Source organism: Streptosporangium sp. NPDC001559 (assembly GCF_042893955.1).
GTDB lineage: Bacteria > Actinomycetota > Actinomycetes > Streptosporangiales > Streptosporangiaceae > Streptosporangium.
The window spans coordinates 325020-347109 of the sequence record NZ_JBIAVG010000004.1; the positions used below are offsets into that span (position 1 = coordinate 325020).

Here is a 22090-nt window from a genome sequence, read left to right on the forward strand (position 1 = left end):
TTCCCTGCGGAGCCTCACGAGAGCCTCGTGAGATCCCGGTAGTTCCCCGTGCGTCCCGACTGGTCCGCCCTTCCCGTCCGGTACGCCCTGCCCGAGCTGTCCGCCGCCCTCGACGAGTACGGCACGGCCGTGCTGACCGCGCCGCCGGGGACCGGGAAGACCACGCTCGTCCCGCTCGCGCTGGCCGGGCTGGTCGGTGACCCGCCGGTCCGGCGGTTCGTCGCGGCGGAGCCGCGCAGGGTGATCGTGGCGGAGCCGCGCAGGATGGCGGTGCGGGCCGCGGCGCGGCGGATGGCGTGGCTGCTCGGGTCCGAGGTCGGCGGACGGGTCGGCTTCGCCGTACGAGGGGAGCGGCGGGCGGGGCCTGAGACGGTCGTCGAGGTCGTCACCACGGGTGTGCTGCTGCGGCGGCTCCAGCGTGACCCCGAGCTCGGCGGTGTGGACGTGGTGATGCTCGACGAGTGTCACGAACGCCACCTGGACGCCGACACCGCCCTGGCCTTCCTGCTGGACGTCAGGGCCGCGCTCAGGCCCGACCTGCGGATCGTGGCGGCCTCGGCGACGGCGGACGCGGCTCCCCTGGCGGCGCTGCTCGGCCAGGACGGGCCGCCCGCGCCGGTCGTGCGGGCCGAGGGCGTCGCGCACCCGGTCACCCCGGTCTGGGCGCCCGCCCCCGCCACGGTCGCTCCCCCACACGGCCTGCGGGTCGATCCGGCCTTCCTGGCCCATGTCGCCGCCGTCGTACGGCGGGCGCTGGCCGAGCACGAGGGGGACGTGCTGTGTTTCCTGCCGGGGGTCGGTGAGATCTCCAGGGTGGCCGCGCACCCCCTCGGGGACGTCGAGGTGCTCCAGGTACACGGCCAGGCCCCGGCCCGGGTCCAGGAGGCCGTACTCGCGCCGGGCACGCGCAGGCGGGTGGTGCTGGCCACCTCGGTCGCCGAGTCGAGTCTGACCGTTCCCGGGGTCCGGATCGTCGTGGACTCCGGGCTGGCCAGGGAGCCGAGGACCGACCACGCCAGGGGGCTCGGCTCGCTGACCACCGTGCGGCTCTCCCGGGCCTCGGCGACCCAGCGCGCGGGCCGGGCGGGTCGCGAGGCGCCGGGGGTGGTCTACCGGTGCTGGTCGCAGGTCGAGCACGAACGGCTGCCCGAACACTCCGCCCCCGAGATCGCATTGGCCGATCTGACGGGCTTCGCCCTTCAGGCGGCCTGCTGGGGGGACCCCGCCGCGAGCGGTCTGGCGCTGCTGGATCCCCCTCCTGCCGCCGCGATGGAGGCGGCCCGCCGTACCCTGCACGCGCTCGGCGCCCTCGACTCCCCCGGGGGGCGTGTCACGCCGAGGGGCCGGGAGATGGCCGGGGTCGGGGTCCATCCCCGCCTGGCCAGGGCCCTGCTGGACATGGGGCCGGAGGCGGCCGAGGTGGTGGCGTTGCTTTCTGAGCGGCTGCCGGGGGACGCGGGGGACGACCTGGTGGCGTTCTGGCGTGCCGTACGGCGGGGCGGGGACGGTTTCGCCGCCCGCTGGCGCCAGGAGGCGCGGCGGCTGGCCCGTGACGCGGGTCGCGCCTCCCCTTCGGGCATGGGGGACGACGCGGTGGCCGGGCTGGTGGTGGCGCTGGCCTATCCGGAGCGGGTGGCCAGGCGCCGGGGCGGCTCCTACCTGATGGCCTCGGGGACGGCCGCCGAGCTGCCCCCCGGGTCGCGGCTGGGGAGCGCGCCGTGGCTCGCGGTCGCGGTCGCCGACCGGCCCGCCGGATCGGCCGCCGCCCGGGTCAGACAGGCCGTGGTGATCGACGAGGAGACCGCCAGGCTGGCCGCCGCCTCCCTGTACGACCGTGCGGAGGAGGTGGTGTGGCGGGTCCCGCCGGGTGAGCGGCGCGGTGACGTCTCGGCCCGCCGGGTCGAACGCCTGGGCGCCGTCGAGCTGTCCTCGGTCCCGTTGCCCGAGGCCGACGTCAGGCCCGCCCTTCTGGACGGCCTGCGCGCCGAGGGCCTGTCGATCCTGCGCTGGACCTCCGAGGCCGTCGCCCTGCGGGAGCGGCTGGCCTTCTGCCACCGGGCGCTGGGTGAGCCGTGGCCCGCGGTGGACGACGACGCCCTGCTCGACGCGGTCGATCTGTGGCTTGAGCCCGAACTGTCGCGGGCCCGTCGCAGGGCCGACCTCGAACGGCTGGACGTGGCGGGCTCCCTGGGCCGGCTGGTTCCGTGGAGCGCGCGCCTCGACGAGACCGCCCCCGAGCGGATCGAGGTGCCCAGCGGATCGCGGATCAGGATCGACTACTCGGGTGAGCGGCCGGTGCTGGCCGTCAAGCTCCAGGAGTTGTTCGGCTGGGACGAGGCGCCCAGGATCGCGGGGATCGCGCCGGTCGTCCACCTGCTCTCCCCCGCCGGGCGGCCCGCCGCGGTCACCGACGACCTGGCCTCGTTCTGGCGCGGCGACGGCTACCGCTCGGTCAGGGCGGAGCTGCGCGGGCGCTATCCCCGGCATCCGTGGCCCGAGGACCCGCTGTCCGCGACGGCCACCCGCCGCACCAACCCCCGGCGCTGACCCCTCACCGCCGTCCCGCCACAGACCATCACCTCGGGCCCTCACCGCGAGCCCTCCACCACGGATCCTCCACCGCGAACCCTCAGCGCCGGGCGAAGAGCCCCAGGCCGCCCGCATCGTCACTGAGCGTGCCGAATTCCCGGTTCCCACATCGGCGATCACGCGCTATCTTGGTGATATCACTTCGATAGCAAAGGTGGAGCACATGGAACGACGTGCCTTCCGGATCAACGGTTTCGCCGTTCTCCTCGGACTTCTGGTCCTCCTCGCCGTCCTGGCCGGGGTCGCGTTCTCCGGCGGCGACGTCGTCAAGATCGCGGCCGGGGTCGTGGCGGTGCTGGCCCTGGTCGTCCTGGGCAGCGGCTTCGTCGTGGTCAACCCCAACGAGGCCCAGGTCGTGCAGTTCCTCGGCCGCTACGTCGGCTCGGTCAACGACGCGGGCCTGCAGTGGGTGCTTCCCTTCACCACCAGGCGCCGCATCACCCTGCGGGTGCGTAACTTCGAGACGGCCAAGCTCAAGGTGAACGACGCCGACGGCAGCCCCGTCGAGATCGCGGCCGTCGTCGTCTACCGGGTGACCGACACCGCCAAGGCGGCCTTCTCCGTGGACGACTACGAGGAGTACATCGCGATCCAGTCGGAGGCGGCCGTGCGGCACCTGGCCACCAGCCACCCCTACGACTCCCACGAGGGCAGCGGCACCAGCCTGCGCGACGGCGCCGAGGTGGCCGCCGAGCTGACCACCGAACTGGTCGACCGCACCGAACTGGCCGGGGTCGAGGTGCTTGAGGCCCGCATCACCCACCTGGCCTACGCCCCCGAGATCGCCCAGGCCATGCTGGTCCGCCAGCAGGCCGCCCAGGTGGTCGCCGCTCGCACGCACATCGTCTCCGGCGCCGTTGGTATGGTCCAGCTTGCACTCAACCGGCTGGCCGAGGAGGGCGTGGTGGAGCTCGACGAGGAGCGAAAGGCCCAGATGGTGTCCAACCTCCTGGTCGTCCTGTGCGGCGACCGGGCTACCCAGCCGGTGGTCAACGCCGGCAGCCTGTATGCCTGAGCGAAAAAAAGTCCTGCTCAGACTCGATCCGGCCGTCTACGAGGCGATCGCCAAGTGGGCGGCCGACGATCTGCGGAGCGTCAACGCCCAACTGGAGTACGCGCTGCGCCTGGCGCTCAAGGGGGCGGGCCGCGATCTGCGGCGCGCCGGGGCGGATAACGCCGATGAGCCGGACAAGTCATCTGATTGAGATGTGATGCGCTTCCCCTGGCGCACTTGCCGGATAACACTCGGTTCATGTCCTGGGTGGGAAGGTCCGCAGCCGAGATAGCCGAGGCCGTACGCCGGGGGGAGGTCACCGCCCCCTCGGTCGTCGAGGACCACCTCCGGGTGATCGCCGAACGCGACGGACGGATCGGGGCCTTCCGCAGGGTCCGCACGGAACGGGCGCTCGCCGAGGCGCGGGCCCTGCAGGAACGCGAGGACCTGGCCACGCTGCCGCTCGCGGGCGTGCCCGTCGCGATCAAGGACGTCGTCGCGGTCAGGGGCGAGTCCATGCGGAACGGCTCCGCGGCCACCTCCTCCGTCGCGGCGGCCGAGGACCACCCGGTGGTGGCCAGGCTCAGGGCGGCGGGAGCGGTGGTCGTCGGGATCACCAACGTGCCCGAACTGTGCCTGGCCGGTTTCTGCGACAGCGTCTACGCCGTCACCCGCAACCCGTGGGACTCCCGGCGCACCCCCGGAGGCTCCTCCGGCGGCAGCGCCGCGGCGGTCGCCGCCGGGATGGTCCCGCTGGCCCACGGAACCGACGGCCTCGGCTCCCTGCGCGTCCCCGCCGCCTGCTGCGGGATCGTCGCCATCAAGCCCGGCCAGAAGGTCGTCCCACCCCCCGAGCACGACTGGTACGGCATGGCGGAGAACGGCCCGCTGGCCACGACCGTGACCGACCTGGCCCTGGCGCTGGCGGTGATGGCGGGCGACATGTCCCTGGCCCTGCCCACCACCTCCCCCCGCCCGTCCGGTGACGACGGGGCGCTGTGGAGCGACGGAGGACGTGGCGCGCCGATCCCGCCGCGCCCCTCGGGGCTGCGGATCGGGGTGGCCCGCCTGCCGGTGCCGCCGGGCTTCGCGATCGACTCCGAACTACAGCGGGCGGTCGTCGACGCGGGCCACACCCTGGCCGCCGCCGGGCACACCGTGGTCGAGCACGAGACACGGCTGCCGAGCTGGCTGGGCAGCGCCACGATCGCCGCCTGGTTCGCCTGCGCCCTGCGCGAGACCCGGGGACTCGACTCCCGCAGGCTTGAGCGCCGTACCCGGGCACTGGCCAGGGCGGGCAGGCTGCTGGCCAGGATCGGCAAGGACGGTTCGCGGGGCAGGGAACGCTGGCGCGCCCGGGGCGCCGACCACTGGTTCGGCAAGGCCGACGTGCTCATCACCCCGACGCTCGCCGCCTCCCCTCCCCCCGCGGAACGCTGGGGCCGCCGGGGGCTGCTGGACAACACCCGCGTCAACCTGACCTACGCCCCGGCGACCGGCGCCTGGAACATGGCCGGCTGGCCCGCCATGAGCGTGCCGTACGGCTGGCACTCGACGGGCATGCCCATCGGCGTGCAGCTCGTCGCCCCGCCGGGAGGCGAGGCTCGCCTGCTCGGCCTGGCCCAGCAACTGGAGGCCGCCCACCCCTGGCTCCGCCACGCTCCTTCGTGAGGTCCGCCGGTCCGTGACGGAGGGTTCCGCCACGGACCGGGACGGTCACACTCCGGTCGGGTGCCAGACCGTCTTGGTCTCCAGGAAGGTGGTCATCCGCCGGGTTCCGGGGTCGGCGTACCAGTCGGTTCCGGGCACCGGGCGCAGGACCCGCTTGAGGTTCTCCGCCGCCGCCTCCTCGCACGTGACCGCCAGCTCCGCCTCCGCGACGCCGGTGAGGTCGAGGGCGTTGACGTCCATATGCGAGGCCAGCCAGGGCGCGATCTCCGCCGTCGAGCCGGTCAGCACGTTCACCACCCCGCCGGGCAGGTCGGAGGTGGCCAGCACCTCCGCCAGCGTCACGGCGGGCAGCGGCGCCCGCTCCCCGGCGACCACGACGCAGGTGTTGCCGGTGACGATCACCGGGGCGACGACCGAGACGAGGCCGAGCAGCGGGTCCTCGGGCGCGACGACCGCGACGATCCCGGTCGGCTCGGGCGTCGAGAGGTTGAAGTACGGCCCCGCGACCGGGTTGGCCGCCCCCGCCACCGCGGTGATCTTGTCGGACCATCCGGCGTACCAGACCAGCCGGTCGACGGCCGCGTCCACGTTCCTGCCCGCCTCGGCCCGGCCCGCGCCCGCCGCGACCAGCTCCGCGACGAACTGCGCCCGGCGCCCTTCGAGCATCTCGGCCACCCGGTACAGGATCTGACCCCTGTTGTACGGCGTCGCGCCCGACCAGCCGGGGAAGGCCTTGCGGGCCGCGGAGACCGCGTCCCGGGCGTCCTTGCGGGACGCCTTCGAGGCGTTGGCCAGGAAGTCGCCCTTGGAGGAGGTCACCGGATAGGACCTTCCGCTCTCCGAGCGCGGGAACGCCCCGCCGATGTACAGCTTGTAGGTCTTGCGTACGGCCAGCCGTACGGGATCGGTCTTACTCATCGCCCCGCCCTCTCCACGTGCTCTCCTGCTGCGAGAGCCGGGCGGGCACGAAGACCTGACCGCAGCGGCTCACCCCGCACCGGTGGGCGAACCAGCCGCGCAGCGCGGGACGGCCCGCCCTGGCGAAGCCGTGTCCCCTGGTCGCCTGGCCACGGCGGCGACGGCGCCTGGACTCACGGTGGTCACACATCGAGATACGCCTCCAGCCCGTGTCGTCCGCCCTCTCTGCCGTATCCCGACTCCTTGTAGCCGCCGAACGGCGAGGTCGGGTCGAACCGGTTGAAGGTGTTGGCCCACACGACGCCGGCGCGCAGCCGGTCCGCCATCCACAGGATGCGTGAGCCCTTCTCGGTCCACACCCCCGCGGACAGGCCGTAGGGGGTGTTGTTCGCCTTCTCCACGGCCTCGGCGGGCGTACGGAAGGTCAGCACGGACAGCACAGGCCCGAAGACCTCCTCTCGCGCGATCCGGTGCGACTGCGCCACCCCGGTGAAGATCGTCGGCGGGAACCAGAAACCCCGTTCCGGCAGCGGGCACACCGGGGACCAGCGCTCGGCCCCCTCGGCCTCCCCCGCGTCGGACAGCTCACGGATCCTGGCGAGCTGGGCGGCGGAGTTGATCGCGCCGATGTCGGTGTTCTTGTCCAGCGGGTCGCCCAGGCGCAGTGTGCTCAGACGCCGCTTCAGCGCCGTGAGCAGTTCCTCGGCGACCGACTCCTGGACCAGCAGGCGGGAGCCCGCGCAGCACACGTGCCCCTGGTTGAAGAAGATGCCGTTGACGACGCCCTCGACGGCCTGGTCCAGCGCGGCGTCGTCGAAGACGATGTTGGCGGCCTTGCCTCCGAGCTCAAGGGTGAGCCGTTTGCCGGAGCTCGCGGCGGACCTGGCGATGCGGCGCCCCACCTCGGTCGAGCCGGTGAAGGCGATCTTGTTCACGTCGGGGTGGTCGACCAGGGCCGCGCCGGTCTCGCCCGCGCCGGTCACGATGTTGACCACGCCCGGCGGCAGGTCGGCCTGCTGGCAGATCTCGGCGAACAGCAGCGCGGTCAGCGGGGTCGTCTCCGCGGGCTTCAGCACGACCGTGTTCCCGCAGGCCAGCGCGGGGGCGATCTTCCAGGCCAGCATGAGCAGCGGGAAGTTCCACGGGATGATCTGGCCCGCGACGCCCAGCGGCCTGGGGTCGGGACCGTAGCCCGCGTGCCCGAGCTTGTCGGCCCAGCCCGCGTAGTAGAAGAAGTGCGCCGCCACCAGCGGCAGGTCCACGTCACGGGACTCGCGGATCGGCTTGCCGTTGTCCAGCGTCTCCAGTACGGCCAGCTCACGCGAGCGTTCCTGGATGATGCGGGCGATCCTGAACAGATACTTGGCCCGCTCCGAGCCGGGCATCGCCGACCAGACGCCGAAGGCCTTGCGTGCGGCTCCGACCGCCCTGTCCACGTCGGCCTCGGTGGCCCACACGACCTCGGACAGGACCTCTTCCGAGGCGGGGTTGACGGTCTTGTGCGCGGTGCCGCCCTGGGAGTCGACCCACTCGCCGCCGACGAACAGCCGGTAGGAGGGCCTGATGTCGACGACGGCGCGGGACTCGGGGGCCGGTGCGTATTCGAACATCGATCAGTCCAGGGTGAAGTAGTCGGGACCGGCGTAGCGGCCTGTGGCCAGCTTCTGACGCTGCATCAGCAGGTCGTTGAGCACGCTTGAGGCGCCGAGCCGGAACCAGTCGGGGTCGAGCCAGCCGTCGCCGACGGTCTCGTTGACGAGCACCAGCATCTTGATCGCGTCCTTGGTGGTCTTGATGCCGCCCGCGGGCTTCACCCCGACCTTGCGGCCTGTGACGGCCAGGAAGTCGCGGACCGCCTCAAGCATCACCAGCGTCACCGGCAGGGTCGCGGCGGGTTGCACCTTGCCCGTCGAGGTCTTGACGAAGTCGCCTCCGGCCAGCATGGCCAGCCAGGCCGCGCGCCGTACGTTGTCGTAGGTCACCAGCTCGCCGGTCTCCAGGATCACCTTCAGGTGCGCCGTACCGCACGCCGCCTTGACCGCGGCTATCTCCTCGAAGACCTTGAGGTAGTCGCCGGACAGGAAGGCGCCTCTGTCGATCACCATGTCGATCTCGTCGGCGCCCGCCGCGACCGCGAAGGCCGTCTCGGCGACCTTGACGTCCAGGGAGGAACGGCCGCTGGGGAAGGCGGTGGCGACGCTGGCGACCCGTACCCCGGAACCGGCGAGCGCCTCGACCGCGCGGGGGACGAGGTCGGGGTAGACGCACACCGCGGCCACCTTCGGCACCGAGGGGTCACCGGGATCGGGGCGGACCGCTTTGGCGCACATCGCGCGCACCTTGCCCGGCGTGTCGGCCCCTTCGAGGGTGGTCAGGTCCACCATGCGGATGGCGAGGTCGATGGCCAGCGCCTTGGACGTGGTCTTGATCGATCGGGTGCCGAGCATCGCGGCTCGCTGGTCGGCGCCCACACGGTCGACACCGGGTAGGCCGTGGAGGAGGTTTCGCAACGCGACGTTGGACGAGGCCACGTCGGCGAGCGAAGGAGTCATAGTCGACACCTCTCCAGCATGCCGACTGGTGTCTTCAGTTCCAAACCGGGTGTCGGCCAGTCCCGGCACCGGTTTTCGTCAACATTCGCCGATTCCTTCGGGAAATCGGATGGATCTTCCCCTTGGGAGGGCGGGCGGGGCCGAAAAAACCCTGCCCGCCCCGGGGGTCAGCAGGTGGCCTCACCGGGCTGCGGGCCGACGTTGACGGCGGTCCACGCCGCCTTGGTCGCGGTCACCTCCGCGCAGCTGAAGAGCATCTTGGCCGCGTGGACGGTGGCCAGCCTGCTCCTGCCGTGCGTCCAGACGGAGGTCCTGAGCTGCAGCCCCGAGTAGAAGATCTGCCCGGCCTTGATGATCCCGATTCCGGTCAGCGTGGAGGGACCCCCGCAGACCGGGCTCGCGGGCTTGCCCACCGGGTTGGTGCCCTCGGCCAGCAGGTAGAACCAGTGGTTCTGCGGTCCCGCCGCCCTGTGCGGATCGATGCCCGAGGGCACCGGGTAACAGTTCGGGTCGCCCGCGAGGGACGGGTTGAACATGTAACGGATCGGGCCGGTGCCGACCATGTTCACCTCCTCGCCGACCAGGTAGTCCGGCTCGTCCAGGGCGACCGGGTGGTTGACGTAGTGCTCGTTCAGCGCGCCGAAGATGTCCCCGGCCGACTCGGCCAGCGCCCGCCCTTCCGGCCCTTCCGTCTGTCCGCCGACTCCCGAGGTGTCGAAGACGGCGTGACCGTACTCGTGGGCGACCATGTCCAGCGAGACGAGTTGCTCGCGGTTCGCCTGGTTGTGGCCGAAATAGACTGAGCTACCGTTCCACTGGTTGTCGACCGCGCTCAACCCGACCCGTGCCGGATAGCCGCCTCCCACGCCGTTGATCCCCTTGCGTTTCATCCACAGGGCGAGCATGTCCGAGAACTTCTGCGCCCCGAACATGACGTCGACGCAGGCCGTCTCCAGGTTGGTGCCCTGCCCGTTGCCCCAGTTGTCGATCGACTTGGTGTAGGGGCCGCCCGACATGCCTCCGCACTGCAGGCTGGGAAGGCTCGGGTCGATCATGGAGTAGTGCCCCGAGGTCCGGATGGTCACCGGGTTGCCGTTGAAGCGGCTGTTGCCGAGGCCGTGGGCGATCTGGTCGACGGACTCGACGACGGTCCCGTCGAGGGCGTCCACGAAGACGCGCCGCGAGACGGGAGCCGCCTCCGTCCCTCCGGTGACGACGACCTCCCAGGTCAGCCTGGGGTGGTCGGTCGTCGCATGGATCAGCAGCCTGGGCGTGCCGGCCCTCTCCCCTGTCCCCGCGGTCTCGCCGAGGGCCTTGGCGGCGGCCTCCGCCGCGCTCACCCGTGGCGTCACGCCCGCCGCGCCGAGGTTCAGCGTGGCCTGCTGGCCGGTGACGACGGCGTTGACCACGGTGCCCGTCTTGTCGGTGGCGACGATCACCTCACCGCCGTGCACCGGCAGCCCGTGGTGGGTGCGCCGGTAGAGCAGGTAACGCAGGCCGCCCGGCCCCGAGGTCATCGTGGGAGGGGTGAGGGCGTCTCCCGGCGCGAGACGGAGTTCCCCCGCGTGCTCGCGGATGCTCCTGTCCGCTCCGGCGATCGCGCGCTGGTCCGGTGTTTCCGGGGAGGCTCCGGCGCTTCCCGTCAGTCCGGACACCCCCATCACGGCCACGGCCACGACGGCGCTCAACTTCGTTCTGGGGTTCATCCTTAAGACTCCTTCGGTCAGGAGCCACAGCCGGCCGGGCTGCCTCAAACATGACACCGGAAACGACCCGGAAGAACCCTATAAACATCCATATTTCCAACGTATGGATGCTTTCTTCAGGACAGCTCGCCCTTGATCGGGAATCCCGGAACGGCGATGCTGACAGCGGCCCAGAAAACCCCACGAACGGCTGGTCAAGCGGAGAAACTTCATCCGGTTAGTGAGGCGCCATGACCGAGCGGACAGTCCTGATCTCCGGAGCCGGGGTCGGCGGGCCGACGGCGGCCTACTGGCTGGCCAGGTACGGCTTCCAGGTCACCGTCGTCGAACGCGCGGGAACGCCGCGCTCCAGCGGGAACCCGGTGGACGTCAGGGGCCCCGCCGTACGCGTCGCGGAACGGATGGGCGTCCTGTCCCGGCTGCGCGAGGCCGCGACCGGCACGACGGGCCTCACCTTCGTCGACGCGGCGGGCAGGCGGGTCGGCCGGATGGACATGCGGGCCTTCCAGCAGCCGGACGAGGTCGAGGTACCGCGCGGCGACCTCGCGGCGATCCTGTACGCGGCGAGCCGCGACCACGCCGAGTTCCTCTTCGACGACTCCGTCGCGACCCTCGACCGCGACGGGCACGGGGTCGAGGTCACCTTCGAGCGCGCCGGACCCCGCCGCTTCGACGTGGTGATCGGCGCCGACGGCCTGCACTCGCTGACCCGTCGGCTGACGTTCGGTACGGGGAACGGGCTCATGCGCCACATGGGCCTCTACGTCGCGACACTGCCGTTCCCCGGCCGGTCCGGGCCTGACCGGGACATCCTCATGCACAACGTCCCCGGTAAGGCGGTCGCCGTCAGCTCCACGCCCAGTGGCGCGTTCTTCCTGTACCGCAGCCCGGCGGAACCCGGCTTCGACCACCGCGACGTCGAGCAGCACAAACGGCTGCTGACACGCGCGTACGCGGACGTCTCCTGGCGTGTGCCCGAACTCCTGGAGCGGGTGCGCGTCGCCGACGACCTCTACTTCGACTCGGTGAGCCGGGTGAGCCTGCCGCGCTGGTGGAACGGCCGGATCGTCCTCCTCGGCGACGCCGCGTCCTGCGTCTCACTCTTCGGCGACGGCTCCACCATGGCCATGGCCGGGGCGTTCACCCTCGCCGAGAAACTGGCCGCGAGTCCGGACGACCCCCAGGCGGCCTTCCGCCGGTACGAGGCCGCCCACCGGCGCCTGGTCGAGCCCAGGCAGCGGAGCATCGGGCAGGCGTCGGCGCTCATGGTGCCCGCGACGCGGGGCGGCATCCTGGCACGGAACCTCGCCACCCGCCTGTGGCCCGCCGTGGCCGCCGCCGCCCGGCTGCGGCGCGCCTTCCGCGCGAAGTAGGCCTCCCCGGGGCTTACCCGTGGAACGGGCCTAAGGCGGCCCCGCCCCGGCCTAGGTATGCCCCGGACCGCCGGGGCCGTGGAGATAAGGCATCCGTCCGATGCGGCGACGGGGGCCTTAGGAGGAATCTCGAAGGTGTAAGGAAATCGCACCACCGGGGGCAGTCGCCCCGTGAGGAGGAAGCCGAAATGGCTCCCGAGTTCCACCACCAGCTGATCGAGCAGCGCGCCGCCGACCTTCGCAGAGAGGCCGTCGAATACCGCCGTGCCCGTGAGGCCACCCAGCGGCAGGAGGCGGAGCAGAAGCGACAGTCCTCCGGTGAGCGCCGCAGGGGTCTGTTCCGCAAGCCCGCTTCCGCATGACCACGTCACGAGGGCCCGGCCATCAGTATCCGCCCGGCCGGGCCCTCCACCCCCCGTAGGTCGTCACCTCTTCCGCCGAGAGATAAATGGGAAGAAGAGTTCGTATAAGGCATGACATGCTGGAAGACATGGTGGGTCGGGCGGCAAGCCCCGTCTTCGTAGGGCGGGAGATGGAACTCGCCGCTTTGTCCGAGTCGTTCGAGCAGGCCCGGAGCACCGCGGCCGCGACGGTGCTGCTCGGGGGCGAGGCGGGGGTCGGCAAGTCACGGTTGATCGGGTTCTTCGCCGAGCGCGCCGCGAGCCGGGGGGCTCACGTGCTCATCGGCGGCTGCGTCGAACTGTCGACGGAGGGCCTGGCCTACGCGCCGTTCACCGCGGCGATCCGCCAGCTCGTGCGTGAGACGAGTGCCGAGGAGGTCGCGGCGCTGCTGCCGGTCGGCGGGGCGCGCGACCTCGCCAGACTGCTGCCCGAGTTCGGCGAGCCGAGCGGTGAGGTCGAGACCGACACCGCGAGGGGGCGGCTCTTCGAGCAGATCCTCACCCTTCTCGAGCGGCTGGCCGAGCGCAACCCGGTGATCCTGGTCATCGAGGACATCCACTGGGCCGACCGGTCGAGCCGTGACCTGATCGCCTTCCTCAGCCGGAACCTCCGTACCGCCCCGGTCCTGATGGTCATGACCTACCGCTCGGACGAGTTGCACCGCCAGCACCCGCTCCGTCCCGTCCTGGCCGAGCTTGGCCGGGTCGAGGGGGTCGCCAGGCTGGAGCTGCCCAGGCTCACCCGTGACGAGGTCGCCGCCCAGATGGCCGGCATCCTCGGCACGACCCCCGAGTTCTCCCAGGTCGGGCAGGTCTTCGAACGCAGTGAGGGCATCCCCCTGTTCGTCGAGGCGCTGCTCGAATGCGGCGTCGACTCCTCCTACCCCGACTCCCTGCACGACCTGATCCTCGGCGCCGTCGAACAGCTGCCCGACGAGACCCAGCGGCTGCTGCGCATCGCCGCCGCGGGTGGCATCCGGGTCGGCCACGACCTGCTGGCCGCCGTCAGCGGCCTGTCCGACGTCGATCTTGAGGACACCCTGCGGCCCGCCATCGCGGCCAACGTGCTCCAGGTCGCCGACGGCCGCGCCTACGCCTTCCGGCACGCCCTCATCCGCGAAGCCGTACACGACGAGCTGCTGCCCGGCGAGCACGTACGGCTGCACGCCCGCTTCGCCGAGGAGATCGGCAGGGACCGCACCCTGGTCCCCATGGGCCGGGCCGCCATCGAGATCGCCCACCACTGGTACTCCGCCCGTGACGACCTGTGGGCCCTCATCTCGGCCTGGGAGGCCGCGGCCAAGGCGTCCAGGACCTTCGCCTACAACGAGAAGATGCAGCTGCTCGAACGGGTGCTCACGCTGTGGAACAAGGTCCCCGACGCCTCCTCGCGCATCGGCGTCGACCACACGACGGTCCTCGAAGAGGCCTCTGAGGCCGCCCACTCCTGCGGTGAGATCGACCGCGGCATGAAGTTCGTCAAGGCCGCGCTGGACGAACTCGACGAGCAGACCCAGCCAGGCCGGGTCGCCGAGCTTCTCGTACGGCTGGCCCAGTTCAAGATGTCGAAGCGCAGGCCGGGAGCTCTCGACCACTTCCGCTACGCGGCGCGCCTGGTCCCCGACCCGAGTCCGGAACGCGCCGTGGTGCTGTCCAAGCTGGGGTCCTACCTGATCTTCAGCGGTGAGGTGACGGAGGGGACCGCGCTCACCGAGGAGGCGCTGCGCATCGCCCGCGAGCACAACGACGAGTGCCTCGAAGCCGACCTGCTGCTCAACCTGGCCCTCGGCCCCTCCATCGAAGGCCGTCTTGAGGAGACGGTCGCCATCAATGAGACCGCCCAGGCCATCGGCCTGCGCAAGGCCTCCGGCCGTATCGTCCTGCGGGCGCTCAGCAACACCGTGGACGCCCTCAACAACATGGGCCGCTCCGCCGAGGCGGTCGAGCTGGCGCTCGAAGGCGAGCAACTGGCCAGGAAGTACGGCCGTTACCGCGTCTCGGGGACGTTCCTGGCCAACAACCGGGCCGAGGCCCTTGAGTCGCTCGGCCGGTTCGAGGAGGCCGCCCAGCTCGCCGAGCAGGCGCTCACCATGGACCCCACCCTGCGCACGCGCCACCATCTGCGCCGCATCAGGGCCGACGTGGCGGTCGCCCGGGGTGAGGTCGAGGTGGTCAGGTCCGTGCTGAACGAGGTCGAGGCGTTCACCGTCCTGGACGAGTTCACCCAGGAGCGTTCGGCCAACTCCCGGCTCAGGATCGGCCTGCACCTGCTGGACGGCGAACCCCTGGCCGCGCTCGACGTCGCCGAACGGGTGGTCGGGGAGGCGCAGATCACCAGCAAGCCCATGCTCGGCTGGCGGGTGCTCTCCCTGCTGGCCGCGGTCGCCGAGGCCGCCGGGCCTCTCGCTCCTGAGCGCGCGGCGGCGCTGCGCGCCCAGGTCCAGGGGGTCGGGGCCACGATGGGCGTGCACAGCCCGGTCGCCGAGGCCTACCGGCTCAGCGTCAACGGTGACCACGACGCCGCCGCCATCGCCTGGGAACGGCTCGACCGGCCCCACCCCCGTGCCAAGTCGCTGCTCCACGCGGGGCGAGCGGCGGCGGGCGCGGGTGATCGTGAGGGCGCCGCCGTACGGCTGCGCACGGCGCACCCCATCGCCGTCGCACTGTCGGCCCGGCCCCTGCAGGCGGAGATCGAGGCGCTGGCCCGCAGGATCGGGGTGTCCCTCACCGGGGAAGGCGTCCCGGCCGCGAAGGCGCCGGCAGCGGCTCCCGCGACGGCGCCGCTGACCCCTCGCGAGCAGGAGGTGCTCCGGCTGGTCGCCCAGGGGCGGTCGAACCGCGACATCGCGGCCGAGCTGTTCATCTCGGCCAAGACCGTCAGCGTGCACGTCTCCAACATCCTGGCCAAGCTCGGCGTCTCCACCAGGGGCGAGGCCGCCGCCGCGGCCCACCGCCTCGCCCTCATCGGTTGACGTCCTGCATCATGTGATGCGTACGGGCAGCCATGTGAGGGGGAGCCATGCGGAGCGAGAACGGCGCCGCCTTCGACGTGACCGGCTCTCTCGCGGACTCCTTCGCGGCTCCCGTCGTACGTGACGCCCCCGCCGAGGCGGCCGGGGTGCGTGACGCGATCGCCGCCAACCTGCGCCGTGTCCGCCTGGCACGCGGTCTCAGCGTCCGTGAGCTGGCCGAACTGACCGGGGTGAGCAAGGCCTTGATCTCCCAGGTCGAGCGGGGAGTCGCCAACCCCACGGTCGAGGTGCTCTCCCGGCTGGCCACCGCCCTCGAACTGACCTTCGGCGAGCTGACCCGCATCAACCTGGTGGGGCCCGAGGTCATCCGGCGTGGTGAGAACGTCCCCCTGCTGGTCGGTGACAGCGCGGTCCGCACCCTGTTCGCCGCCCCCGACCGCCGCCGTTTCGAACTGGCCGAGGGCGACATCCCGGCCGGAACCCGCAGCGCCAAGAGCTCACACGGCCGGGGGTCGGTCGAGCACGCCTACGTGGTCTCCGGGGAGGTGACGGTCGAGACGGCGGAGTGGTCGGTCATCCTGGCCGCGGGAGACGCCCTGCGGTTCGCCTCCGAGTCCGACCACCTCTACATCACCGGTGCCCTCCCCTGCCGCGTCCTGACCCTGATCTCCTTCTCCGAGGACTGAGCCCGGTTCAGCGGGTCTCCTGTGGGGGACCTGTCCTGAGCAGGGGAACGGCGAGCAGGGCGATGGTCAGGATCGTGGCCAGCCCGGCCGCCAGTATGGGGACCCGCAACGTGGTGGCGGCGGCCAGCACTCCCGCCAGCCCGCTGCCCACGGGCATGAGGCCCCAGGCCATCATCCGGTAGGCGCCCGAGACGCGGCCCATCGCGCCCGGCGGGGTGAGGCGCTGGCGGCGCGTCGCGGAGAGCACGTTCCACAGCCCTACGCCCGCGCCCATCATCGCCACACCCGTCCAGGCCGCGGCGACGGTGCCCACCAGGCCGACCAGCGTGATCCCGCCGCCGGACACGACCATCCCCGTGATCATCACCGGGCCGTCGGAGACCCGCCTGGCCAGGCGCGGGGCGAGCCAGGTTCCCGCCAGGGTGGCGACGCCGAACGCCATGACCAGCGACCCGACCGTACGGGGGCCCATGCCCAGGCTGTCGACGGCGTAGAGCGGCAGCAGGGTGTCGAAGGCGGTCGAGGCGACACCGGCGACCATCACCATGGCGGCGAGCGTGCGCAGACCGGGGTGTCCCAGCAGGAGACGGATGCTTTCCCCGACCCCCGCCATCAGCCGGGTACCCGTCGCCTTGGCGTCGGCCGGGAAGGCGGGGAGGGTGGCCACGAGCAGCGCGGCCGCCACGAAGCTGAGACCGTCGATGGTGAAGGCCCACACGGGGTTGACGGCGATCACCAGGCCACCGGCGAGGGGACCGATGACGGTCATGGCCACCGTGTTGACAGCGTAGAAGCGGGAGTTCGCCTCCTGGAGGTCCTCCGGTCCTGCCAGACGCACCATCATGACCTGGGAGGCGGGGTCGGCGAAGGCCTCGGCGAGCGTCAGCAGGAAGGCGAAGACGCACAGCAACGCCACCGAGTCCGCGCCCGCCGCCATGGCCGCCACCAGCACGGCCGTCAGTACGGCCCGTACCCCGTGCGCGGCGACCAGCACGGTCCGCGGCGGCGACCGGTCCACGACGGCCCCGGCGGGCAACGCGCCCAGCAGCCACGGCAACGTCTCCGCGAAGGCCACCGCGCTCGTCGCCAGCGGATCCCTGCTGCGCAGCGCGACATAGAGAGGAAGGGCCAGAAACCGCACCCCGTCCCCGCACAACGAGATCGTCCACGACCACCAGAGCCGCCGGAACCGCGGAGTCCGCACACCCACCGGCGAATTTCCCTCGGTGGCGCCGTCGGTCCGGGCGTCCGCCATCGTCCACCTCCGTGTCATGGAAACTGAACGAGGCGGTCCCGATGCTACCGAAAAACAATCTTCTTACTAAGGGGTTTTCTTCTTCCGGAGACGGCTTACCGCGATTTCCCTACGATTCTGAAATCGCGGCCACGGCTTCGATCTCGATGAGGATGTCAGGCCGGAACAGGCCCGCGACCTGGACGAGAGAGCTCGTCGGAGGACGCTCCAGGTTGATGAACTCGTCCCGCACGACCCGCACGGTCGCCAGCGCCGAGGTGTCCACCACGAAGATCGTCAACTTGAAGACGTCGTCCCAGGTCGCCCCACCGGCTTCGAGCGCGGCTCCCACGTTCCGCATGACCTGGCGGGTCTGCGCCTCCCAGTCACCGGCCGTCGCGACCGTCCCATCGGCGTCGATCGGGACCTGCCCCGAGGTCCACACGATCCTGCTACCAGGGGGAATGCTCGCCACGTGGCTGTAACCGTTGGTCGGCGGCAGGGTCGAGGGCGTTCCGAACTCGATGGATGTCATGGTCCCGTTCCTTGTGCTGTGTCACCCGTAACACCCGAAACTCTGCCAGGTCCTCCCGTTCACACGACCACGGGGTCGGGGCGTGAGGATCTCCGGATCCGCCGGCCCAGGATTGGAGAAGCGGAATTCTTTCCGTCCGGCCGTGGAAATGGGGTTTGTGTAGCGTGGCCATATGGATTTCTTCACCGCGCCGCCGCCTCCCGAGCGGAAACCGATGAGGCGGGAAAAGAGACCACCCTGGCTCGGCCCTCCCGAGGATTTCGTCGGCGCCGTCGTCCCCGTCGACCGGACACTCTTCCGCACGAAGACACTGGCCATCGTGCTCACCGACGCCGTCGTCTTTCCCGAAGGGGTGAGGCTCAACGTGCGAATGGCGTTCCGCAGACTGGAGGGAGTCAACGACGACACCTGGTGGGACCACCACGACCGGTTGCTCGATTTCCACGGCCATCGCGACGCTCGTCTCCCGGATGAGAACATGCGGCTCGGTATCCGTTTCTCCGACGGGTCGAAGGTCACGACCGTGGACGGCACGCTGGACACCGAGGAATGGCCTCCGCCTCGTCCGGACGGCCCGGTCCTGCACTGCCGGCTCCCGGGCAACAGGTCGGGGGGCGACGACTTCGCCACCGGGCACTGGCCGTTGTGGTTGTGGCCGTTGCCGCCGTCGGAGCCGTTCGAGGTCGCCGTCGAGTGGCCCGCCTTCGAGGTGCCGCTGACGTTCACCGAGATCGACGGCGCGACGCTCGTCGCCGCCGCGAAGCGCGCGCACTCCTACTGGCCCTGACCCTCCCCTGGCCGGTGAACCGCGCGGGTGCGCCAGCCATACAGAAGAGGATTTTTCTGGATAAATCCGTCTATATGGGTGCGGCATATCGATCAGGACACCGCACTTATGGGCTGCCATGTGGTGAAAAAACACCCGGACAGACCGTGAGGTTGCGTACTTTGACCGCATGGATTTCTTCACCCCCCCTCCACGACTCGGCCGGGACCTGGCCTCGGAGGAGAGAGATCAGCCCCCGTGGGCAGGCCCCCCGAAGGATCTGCTCGGCGGCACCGTGGCCGTCGAGCAGACGTTGTTCCAGAGCGACTCGATCACGATCGTCCTCGCCAGCGCCGTCGCGTTCCCCGAGAACGTGAAGTTCCACGTACGGCTGGCGGCACGACGGCTCCTCGACGAGGACGAGGACAGCTGGTGGGAACGGCGTGGCCTGATGTTCGAGGGACGCCGCAACCGGACCCGCCCCAGCCGCCTCCTTGAGGACGAGGTCCTGCGCTTCGGCGTGCGCCTGCCCGACGGCTCCAAGGCGACGACCGTGGACGGCAGGACGACCTCCGACGAGTGGCCGCCGCCGCGCCCCAAGGGGCCCGTCCTGCGTCAGGGCAACGGAGGCGGCGGAGGCGGCGGGGGCCGCCTGGCCACCGGCCACTGGAACCTGTGGATGTGGCCGCTGCCGCCGCCGGAGCCGTTCGAGTTCGTGGTCCAGTGGCCCGCGTTCGACGTGCCGCTGACCTTCACCAAGATCGACGGCGAGGCCCTCACCACCGCCGCGGAACGGGCCCGCTCCTACTGGTCCTGACCACCCGTCACGCGGGCCCGGCCGCCTCCGGCGCCCCCACGACCACCGGTCACCCGGCGAAGACCACAGAGAAGAACGAGAACGCCGCCGGTCCCAGGAAACACACGGCCAGGACCGGCGGCTCCCTCGACCCGGCCCGGCTCAGGGGTCGGCGAGAGGGCGGTCGGCGAGAGGGCGCATCAGGGCCTGCAGGGTGGAGAGGTCGGGAGTGGCTCCGAAGAAGGCGGCGTCGACGGCCTCCACGACGCCGATGGCCCGTCGTGCCAGTTCGGCACCCTCGTCGGTGGTCCTCAGCAGCTTGGCCCGGGTGTCCGCGGGATCGACCTCCCGCCTGAGGAGGCCCTTGTCCTCCAGCCTGCGCAGCACCTGCGAGGTCATCTTCACATCGGTGCCCGCGCGCCTGGCCAGGCTGAGCTGGTTGGGACTCTCGCCGTGGGAGTTCATCCACCAGGTGGTCGCCAGCAGCACGAACTGCACGTGGGTGAGGTCCAGCGGGGCGAGGGCGGCGACGATCTCCCGCTGCCAGCGCAGCGTGACGTGCCACAGCAGGAACCCCGGGCTCTCGTCCGGATGGGCGACCACGGCCTAACCCTCCTCCGCCCGCTTCACCAGCGCGGCCACCACGTCGGGGAAGTCCGCGGTGATCGCCGGACCGAGCCGAGGCCCGACCTCGTCCGCGGCGTGTCCGGTGATCTCCGTACGGTAGGTCACCCGGGTCCGTCCCGGGTCAAGCCTCTCCAGCCGGTGCACGGTGCGCACGACGAACTCACCGGCGTCCATCTCGTCGGTGAACACCTCACCCGGCACGATCTCCACCAGGCGCATCTCGATGGGGCCCTCCCCCGGCGGGGTCATCCTGAACGCCGTGCCCACGGCGAACGGGCCGTCGACCTCGATCTTCTCGATCCCGTCGTTCCACTGCGGCCACGTCCCCATGTCGGACCAGTGACGCCACAGCGTCTCAGGAGCGGCGGTGGTCTCGACGCCGTACTCGTACTCCCACATGGGTCTCCCTCTCTGTATTTAGGATGCGCGCAGACTATCTTCGCAGAGATTACCCCGTCAAACCCTCCCGAACCCGTCAGGCGAGCCAGGCGACCTACGGTTTCCAGGGGGCGGGGCGGACACAACATCGAGATGATCTCCGCCCATCGGCGACTGGGACAATTCCCCCATGACGCCAGAACCGACACAAGATATGCGAAGCAGGGGTGAGGAGCTCGTCGCCGCCGCGCGGGCAGGCGACCGGGAAAGGGCGCGCCGTCTCGCCGACGCCCTGCTCAGGAGCGGGCACGTCGACGAGAGCATCCCGTACTGGGAGCGGGCGGCGGAGGCCGGGGACGCGTTCTCCGCCTTCACCCTCGCCCGCTACCGCAAGATTCGCGGAGACCGGGCGTCCGCCGAACGGCTCTACCGAGGCGCCGCCGAGACCGACGCGGGCTGCGCGTACGGGCTCGGTGTCCTCCTCGGGGAGAACGGTGACCCCGAGGCCACCCGCTGGTTCCGGCGTGGATGGGAGATGGGCGACCTGTCCTGCAAGATCGAGCTGGGCAGGCTCCTCGCCCGTGAGGGCAAGCCCGACGAGGCGGCGGAGTTCCTGATGCGCGACGTCGACCTCGGTGACATCGCCGTCTTCCGCTGGGTGAAGCTCTTCGAGGGTGTACGCGGTGACTTCGACCAGGTGGCCCACGACCTCGCGTCGGCGGAGGAGGACGGCGACGCGGAGGCGGCGAACGAGGCACTGTACCCGCTGTCCGACATGAAACGCCACTTCCAGGACTACCCGGGCCTGCTCACCGAGGCCGAGGGCTACTACCGCAGGGCCGCCGCCCTCGGCAGCGCGGTCGCGCTCGTCAACCACGCGATCCGCATCGAGGAGGTACGGACGCCGGATCGCTGGCCCGAAGCCCGCGAGCTCCTCCTACGCGCCCACGAACAGGGCTATGACGGCGCCACCTATGTGCTCGGCGTCCTCCACGAACAGCGCGGAGACCTGTCGGAGGCCGAGCGCTGGTACGCGGACTCGGCCGCCGCGGGCCACGAGTCCGCCCAGTGGAACCTCGGCAACCTGTGCAGGCGGCAGCGCAGACTCGACGAGGCCGAGCTGTGGTTCCGCAGGGCCGAGGAGAACGGCGAGGACGTGGCGGACATGCTCGCCATGGTGGCCTCGCTGCGCGAGGAGGACGACGTCCCGCCGGATCGGGACCTGCGCCGCCTGCCCGAGCTGCGCGAGCGCGCCGAGGCGGGTGACGTGCGCGCCGGATACGCCTACGGGCGGATGCTGTACGACTGGGGCGGGGCCTCCGCCCGCCACATGGCCGCCTGGTTCCTGCCCGCCGCGGAGGCGGGCGAGGCGGAGGCCGCTTTCCGGCTCGGTGAGCTCCACAACGAGCTGCGCGAACCCGAGGCGCGCGACCACTGGCACCGCCGCGCCGCCGAACTCGGCCACCACCAGGCCTGTTTCGCCATGGGCCTGCTCTCCGACCACCACAAGGACTGGCAGGAGTCCGAACGCTGGTACCTGCGTTCGGCCGAGAGCGGCGGGGGCCTGGCCGCGATGTTCGCGGGCAAGCTGAAGGCCCAGCGCGGCGCGTACGCCGAGGCGGAGCCGCTGCTGCGGCACGCCTGGGAGAGTGGGCGCGAGCATCCGTACGGCATCGAGGCCGCCGGCTACTACGGGATGGTGCTGCGTCGCCTTGGCCGGTCCGCGGAGGCGGTGCCGCTGCTGCGTGTCGCCGCCGAACGCTGGCGCGAGGTCAGGCGGCGCTACGACCCGGACGACCTGGAGCTGCTGACCAGGATGGTGGATCCGGCGAGGGAACTCGCCGAGGCGGAGGCCGCCCTGACCCCCGGGTGACCCGGGCGGGCCGCTTCGG

At 71.3% G+C, this 22090-nt stretch carries 20 protein-coding genes; 11 read left to right on the forward strand and 9 right to left on the reverse strand.

Going from position 1 to position 22090, the window contains the following annotated elements; genetic code table 11:
• Positions 1–48 precede the first annotated feature (48 nt).
• The 4 genes from hrpB (at position 49) to ACFYY8_RS11550 (ending at position 5254) form a co-directional block, all read left to right on the forward strand.
• Positions 49–2547: an ATP-dependent helicase HrpB gene (gene hrpB / locus ACFYY8_RS11535; RefSeq protein ID WP_390039682.1), complete on the forward strand. Its 2499-nt coding sequence runs from the start codon at positions 49–51 to the stop codon at positions 2545–2547.
• Positions 2548–2752: 205 nt separating this feature from the next.
• The gene (locus ACFYY8_RS11540) at positions 2753–3604 is read left to right on the forward strand and encodes an SPFH domain-containing protein (protein WP_390039684.1); all 852 of its coding nucleotides are present in this window, start codon (positions 2753–2755) and stop codon (positions 3602–3604) included.
• Entirely contained in the window at positions 3597–3794 is a 198-nt protein-coding gene (locus tag ACFYY8_RS11545) for a hypothetical protein (protein WP_352010753.1), read from the forward strand. The genes ACFYY8_RS11540 and ACFYY8_RS11545 overlap by 8 nt, the downstream gene beginning before the upstream one ends.
• Positions 3795–3841: 47 nt before the next feature.
• Positions 3842–5254 carry an amidase gene (locus tag ACFYY8_RS11550; RefSeq protein ID WP_390039686.1) on the forward strand — a complete coding sequence of 471 codons (1413 nt, stop codon included), beginning with the start codon at positions 3842–3844 and terminating at the stop codon, positions 5252–5254.
• Positions 5255–5299: 45 nt separating this feature from the next.
• On the opposite strand, the gene ACFYY8_RS11555 is transcribed toward ACFYY8_RS11550, so the two are convergent.
• The 5 genes from ACFYY8_RS11555 to ACFYY8_RS11575 all read right to left on the reverse strand — a co-directional run bounded on the left by ACFYY8_RS11555 (position 5300) and on the right by ACFYY8_RS11575 (position 10430).
• Positions 5300–6172 carry an aldehyde dehydrogenase family protein gene (locus tag ACFYY8_RS11555; RefSeq protein WP_390039688.1) on the reverse strand — a complete coding sequence of 291 codons (873 nt, stop codon included), beginning with the start codon at positions 6170–6172 and terminating at the stop codon, positions 5300–5302.
• Positions 6165–6362, reverse strand: a complete 198-nt coding sequence (locus ACFYY8_RS11560; protein ID WP_362912722.1) for a hypothetical protein — start codon at positions 6360–6362, stop codon at positions 6165–6167. The genes ACFYY8_RS11555 and ACFYY8_RS11560 overlap by 8 nt, the downstream gene beginning before the upstream one ends.
• The gene (locus ACFYY8_RS11565) at positions 6355–7782 is read right to left on the reverse strand and encodes an aldehyde dehydrogenase family protein (protein ID WP_390039691.1); all 1428 of its coding nucleotides are present in this window, start codon (positions 7780–7782) and stop codon (positions 6355–6357) included. The genes ACFYY8_RS11560 and ACFYY8_RS11565 overlap by 8 nt, the downstream gene beginning before the upstream one ends.
• A 3-nt stretch (positions 7783–7785) precedes the next feature.
• Positions 7786–8724 carry a deoxyribose-phosphate aldolase gene (gene deoC, locus ACFYY8_RS11570; protein WP_390039693.1) on the reverse strand — a complete coding sequence of 313 codons (939 nt, stop codon included), beginning with the start codon at positions 8722–8724 and terminating at the stop codon, positions 7786–7788.
• Between the two features lie 167 nt (positions 8725–8891).
• Positions 8892–10430 (reverse strand): M4 family metallopeptidase, encoded by a 1539-nt coding sequence (locus ACFYY8_RS11575; RefSeq protein WP_390039695.1) that lies wholly within the window; start codon positions 10428–10430, stop codon positions 8892–8894.
• Between the two features lie 230 nt (positions 10431–10660).
• Between ACFYY8_RS11575 and ACFYY8_RS11580 the strand changes: the two genes are divergently transcribed.
• The 4 genes from ACFYY8_RS11580 (at position 10661) to ACFYY8_RS11595 (ending at position 15862) form a co-directional block, all read left to right on the forward strand.
• Positions 10661–11803 carry an FAD-dependent monooxygenase gene (locus tag ACFYY8_RS11580; protein ID WP_390039697.1) on the forward strand — a complete coding sequence of 381 codons (1143 nt, stop codon included), beginning with the start codon at positions 10661–10663 and terminating at the stop codon, positions 11801–11803.
• 188 nt (positions 11804–11991) lie between these two features.
• On the forward strand, positions 11992–12165 hold the full coding sequence (locus ACFYY8_RS11585) for a hypothetical protein (protein WP_390039699.1): 174 nt from the start codon (positions 11992–11994) through the stop codon (positions 12163–12165).
• A gap of 116 nt (positions 12166–12281) precedes the next feature.
• Positions 12282–15176, forward strand: coding sequence for an AAA family ATPase (locus ACFYY8_RS11590; protein ID WP_390039701.1), 2895 nt, complete (start codon positions 12282–12284; stop codon positions 15174–15176).
• A gap of 47 nt (positions 15177–15223) precedes the next feature.
• A complete protein-coding gene (locus ACFYY8_RS11595; RefSeq protein ID WP_390039703.1) occupies positions 15224–15862 on the forward strand; it encodes a helix-turn-helix domain-containing protein in 639 nt (212 codons plus the stop codon).
• Positions 15863–15869: 7 nt separating this feature from the next.
• On the opposite strand, the gene ACFYY8_RS11600 is transcribed toward ACFYY8_RS11595, so the two are convergent.
• Both ACFYY8_RS11600 and ACFYY8_RS11605 read right to left on the reverse strand, forming a co-directional pair.
• Positions 15870–17117: an MFS transporter gene (locus ACFYY8_RS11600; protein WP_390039705.1), complete on the reverse strand. Its 1248-nt coding sequence runs from the start codon at positions 17115–17117 to the stop codon at positions 15870–15872.
• Positions 17118–17226: 109 nt separating this feature from the next.
• Positions 17227–17631, reverse strand: a complete 405-nt coding sequence (locus tag ACFYY8_RS11605) for a RidA family protein (RefSeq protein WP_390039707.1) — start codon at positions 17629–17631, stop codon at positions 17227–17229.
• Positions 17632–17803: 172 nt separating this feature from the next.
• Between ACFYY8_RS11605 and ACFYY8_RS11610 the strand changes: the two genes are divergently transcribed.
• Positions 17804–18418 (forward strand): hypothetical protein, encoded by a 615-nt coding sequence (locus tag ACFYY8_RS11610; RefSeq protein WP_390039709.1) that lies wholly within the window; start codon positions 17804–17806, stop codon positions 18416–18418.
• Positions 18419–18587: 169 nt separating this feature from the next.
• Complete coding sequence (locus ACFYY8_RS11615; RefSeq protein WP_390039711.1) at positions 18588–19214, forward strand: hypothetical protein; 627 nt, start codon at positions 18588–18590, stop codon at positions 19212–19214.
• Positions 19215–19355: 141 nt separating this feature from the next.
• Here the strand turns inward: ACFYY8_RS11615 and ACFYY8_RS11620 are convergent, their stop codons facing one another.
• Positions 19356–19796 (reverse strand): MarR family winged helix-turn-helix transcriptional regulator, encoded by a 441-nt coding sequence (locus tag ACFYY8_RS11620; RefSeq protein WP_390039713.1) that lies wholly within the window; start codon positions 19794–19796, stop codon positions 19356–19358.
• 3 nt (positions 19797–19799) lie between these two features.
• Positions 19800–20219, reverse strand: coding sequence for an SRPBCC family protein (locus ACFYY8_RS11625; RefSeq protein ID WP_390039715.1), 420 nt, complete (start codon positions 20217–20219; stop codon positions 19800–19802).
• A gap of 169 nt (positions 20220–20388) precedes the next feature.
• Here ACFYY8_RS11625 and ACFYY8_RS11630 point away from each other — a divergent pair, with 169 nt between their 5' ends.
• Positions 20389–22071 (forward strand): hypothetical protein, encoded by a 1683-nt coding sequence (locus ACFYY8_RS11630; protein ID WP_390039717.1) that lies wholly within the window; start codon positions 20389–20391, stop codon positions 22069–22071.
• Positions 22072–22090: the final 19 nt, after the last annotated feature.

Excerpts from the sequence above, each read along its gene's own strand:
- ACFYY8_RS11600 (WP_390039705.1), bottom strand. The coding sequence starts at position 17,117 with ATGGCGGACGCCCGGACCGACGGCGCCACCGAGGGAAATTCGCCGGTG.
- ACFYY8_RS11625 (WP_390039715.1), bottom strand. The coding sequence starts at position 20,219 with ATGTGGGAGTACGAGTACGGCGTCGAGACCACCGCCGCTCCTGAGACG.
- ACFYY8_RS11605 (WP_390039707.1), bottom strand. The coding sequence starts at position 17,631 with ATGACATCCATCGAGTTCGGAACGCCCTCGACCCTGCCGCCGACCAAC.
- ACFYY8_RS11610 (WP_390039709.1), top strand. The coding sequence starts at position 17,804 with ATGGATTTCTTCACCGCGCCGCCGCCTCCCGAGCGGAAACCGATGAGG.
- ACFYY8_RS11545 (WP_352010753.1), top strand. The coding sequence starts at position 3,597 with ATGCCTGAGCGAAAAAAAGTCCTGCTCAGACTCGATCCGGCCGTCTAC.
- ACFYY8_RS11580 (WP_390039697.1), top strand. The coding sequence starts at position 10,661 with ATGACCGAGCGGACAGTCCTGATCTCCGGAGCCGGGGTCGGCGGGCCG.
- ACFYY8_RS11575 (WP_390039695.1), bottom strand. The coding sequence starts at position 10,430 with ATGAACCCCAGAACGAAGTTGAGCGCCGTCGTGGCCGTGGCCGTGATG.
- ACFYY8_RS11585 (WP_390039699.1), top strand. The coding sequence starts at position 11,992 with ATGGCTCCCGAGTTCCACCACCAGCTGATCGAGCAGCGCGCCGCCGAC.
- ACFYY8_RS11565 (WP_390039691.1), bottom strand. The coding sequence starts at position 7,782 with ATGTTCGAATACGCACCGGCCCCCGAGTCCCGCGCCGTCGTCGACATC.
- ACFYY8_RS11555 (WP_390039688.1), bottom strand. The coding sequence starts at position 6,172 with ATGAGTAAGACCGATCCCGTACGGCTGGCCGTACGCAAGACCTACAAG.
- ACFYY8_RS11615 (WP_390039711.1), top strand. The coding sequence starts at position 18,588 with ATGGATTTCTTCACCCCCCCTCCACGACTCGGCCGGGACCTGGCCTCG.
- ACFYY8_RS11560 (WP_362912722.1), bottom strand. The coding sequence starts at position 6,362 with ATGTGTGACCACCGTGAGTCCAGGCGCCGTCGCCGCCGTGGCCAGGCG.
- ACFYY8_RS11540 (WP_390039684.1), top strand. The coding sequence starts at position 2,753 with ATGGAACGACGTGCCTTCCGGATCAACGGTTTCGCCGTTCTCCTCGGA.
- ACFYY8_RS11550 (WP_390039686.1), top strand. The coding sequence starts at position 3,842 with ATGTCCTGGGTGGGAAGGTCCGCAGCCGAGATAGCCGAGGCCGTACGC.
- ACFYY8_RS11630 (WP_390039717.1), top strand. The coding sequence starts at position 20,389 with ATGACGCCAGAACCGACACAAGATATGCGAAGCAGGGGTGAGGAGCTC.
- ACFYY8_RS11595 (WP_390039703.1), top strand. The coding sequence starts at position 15,224 with ATGCGGAGCGAGAACGGCGCCGCCTTCGACGTGACCGGCTCTCTCGCG.
- deoC (WP_390039693.1), bottom strand. The coding sequence starts at position 8,724 with ATGACTCCTTCGCTCGCCGACGTGGCCTCGTCCAACGTCGCGTTGCGA.
- ACFYY8_RS11590 (WP_390039701.1), top strand. The coding sequence starts at position 12,282 with ATGCTGGAAGACATGGTGGGTCGGGCGGCAAGCCCCGTCTTCGTAGGG.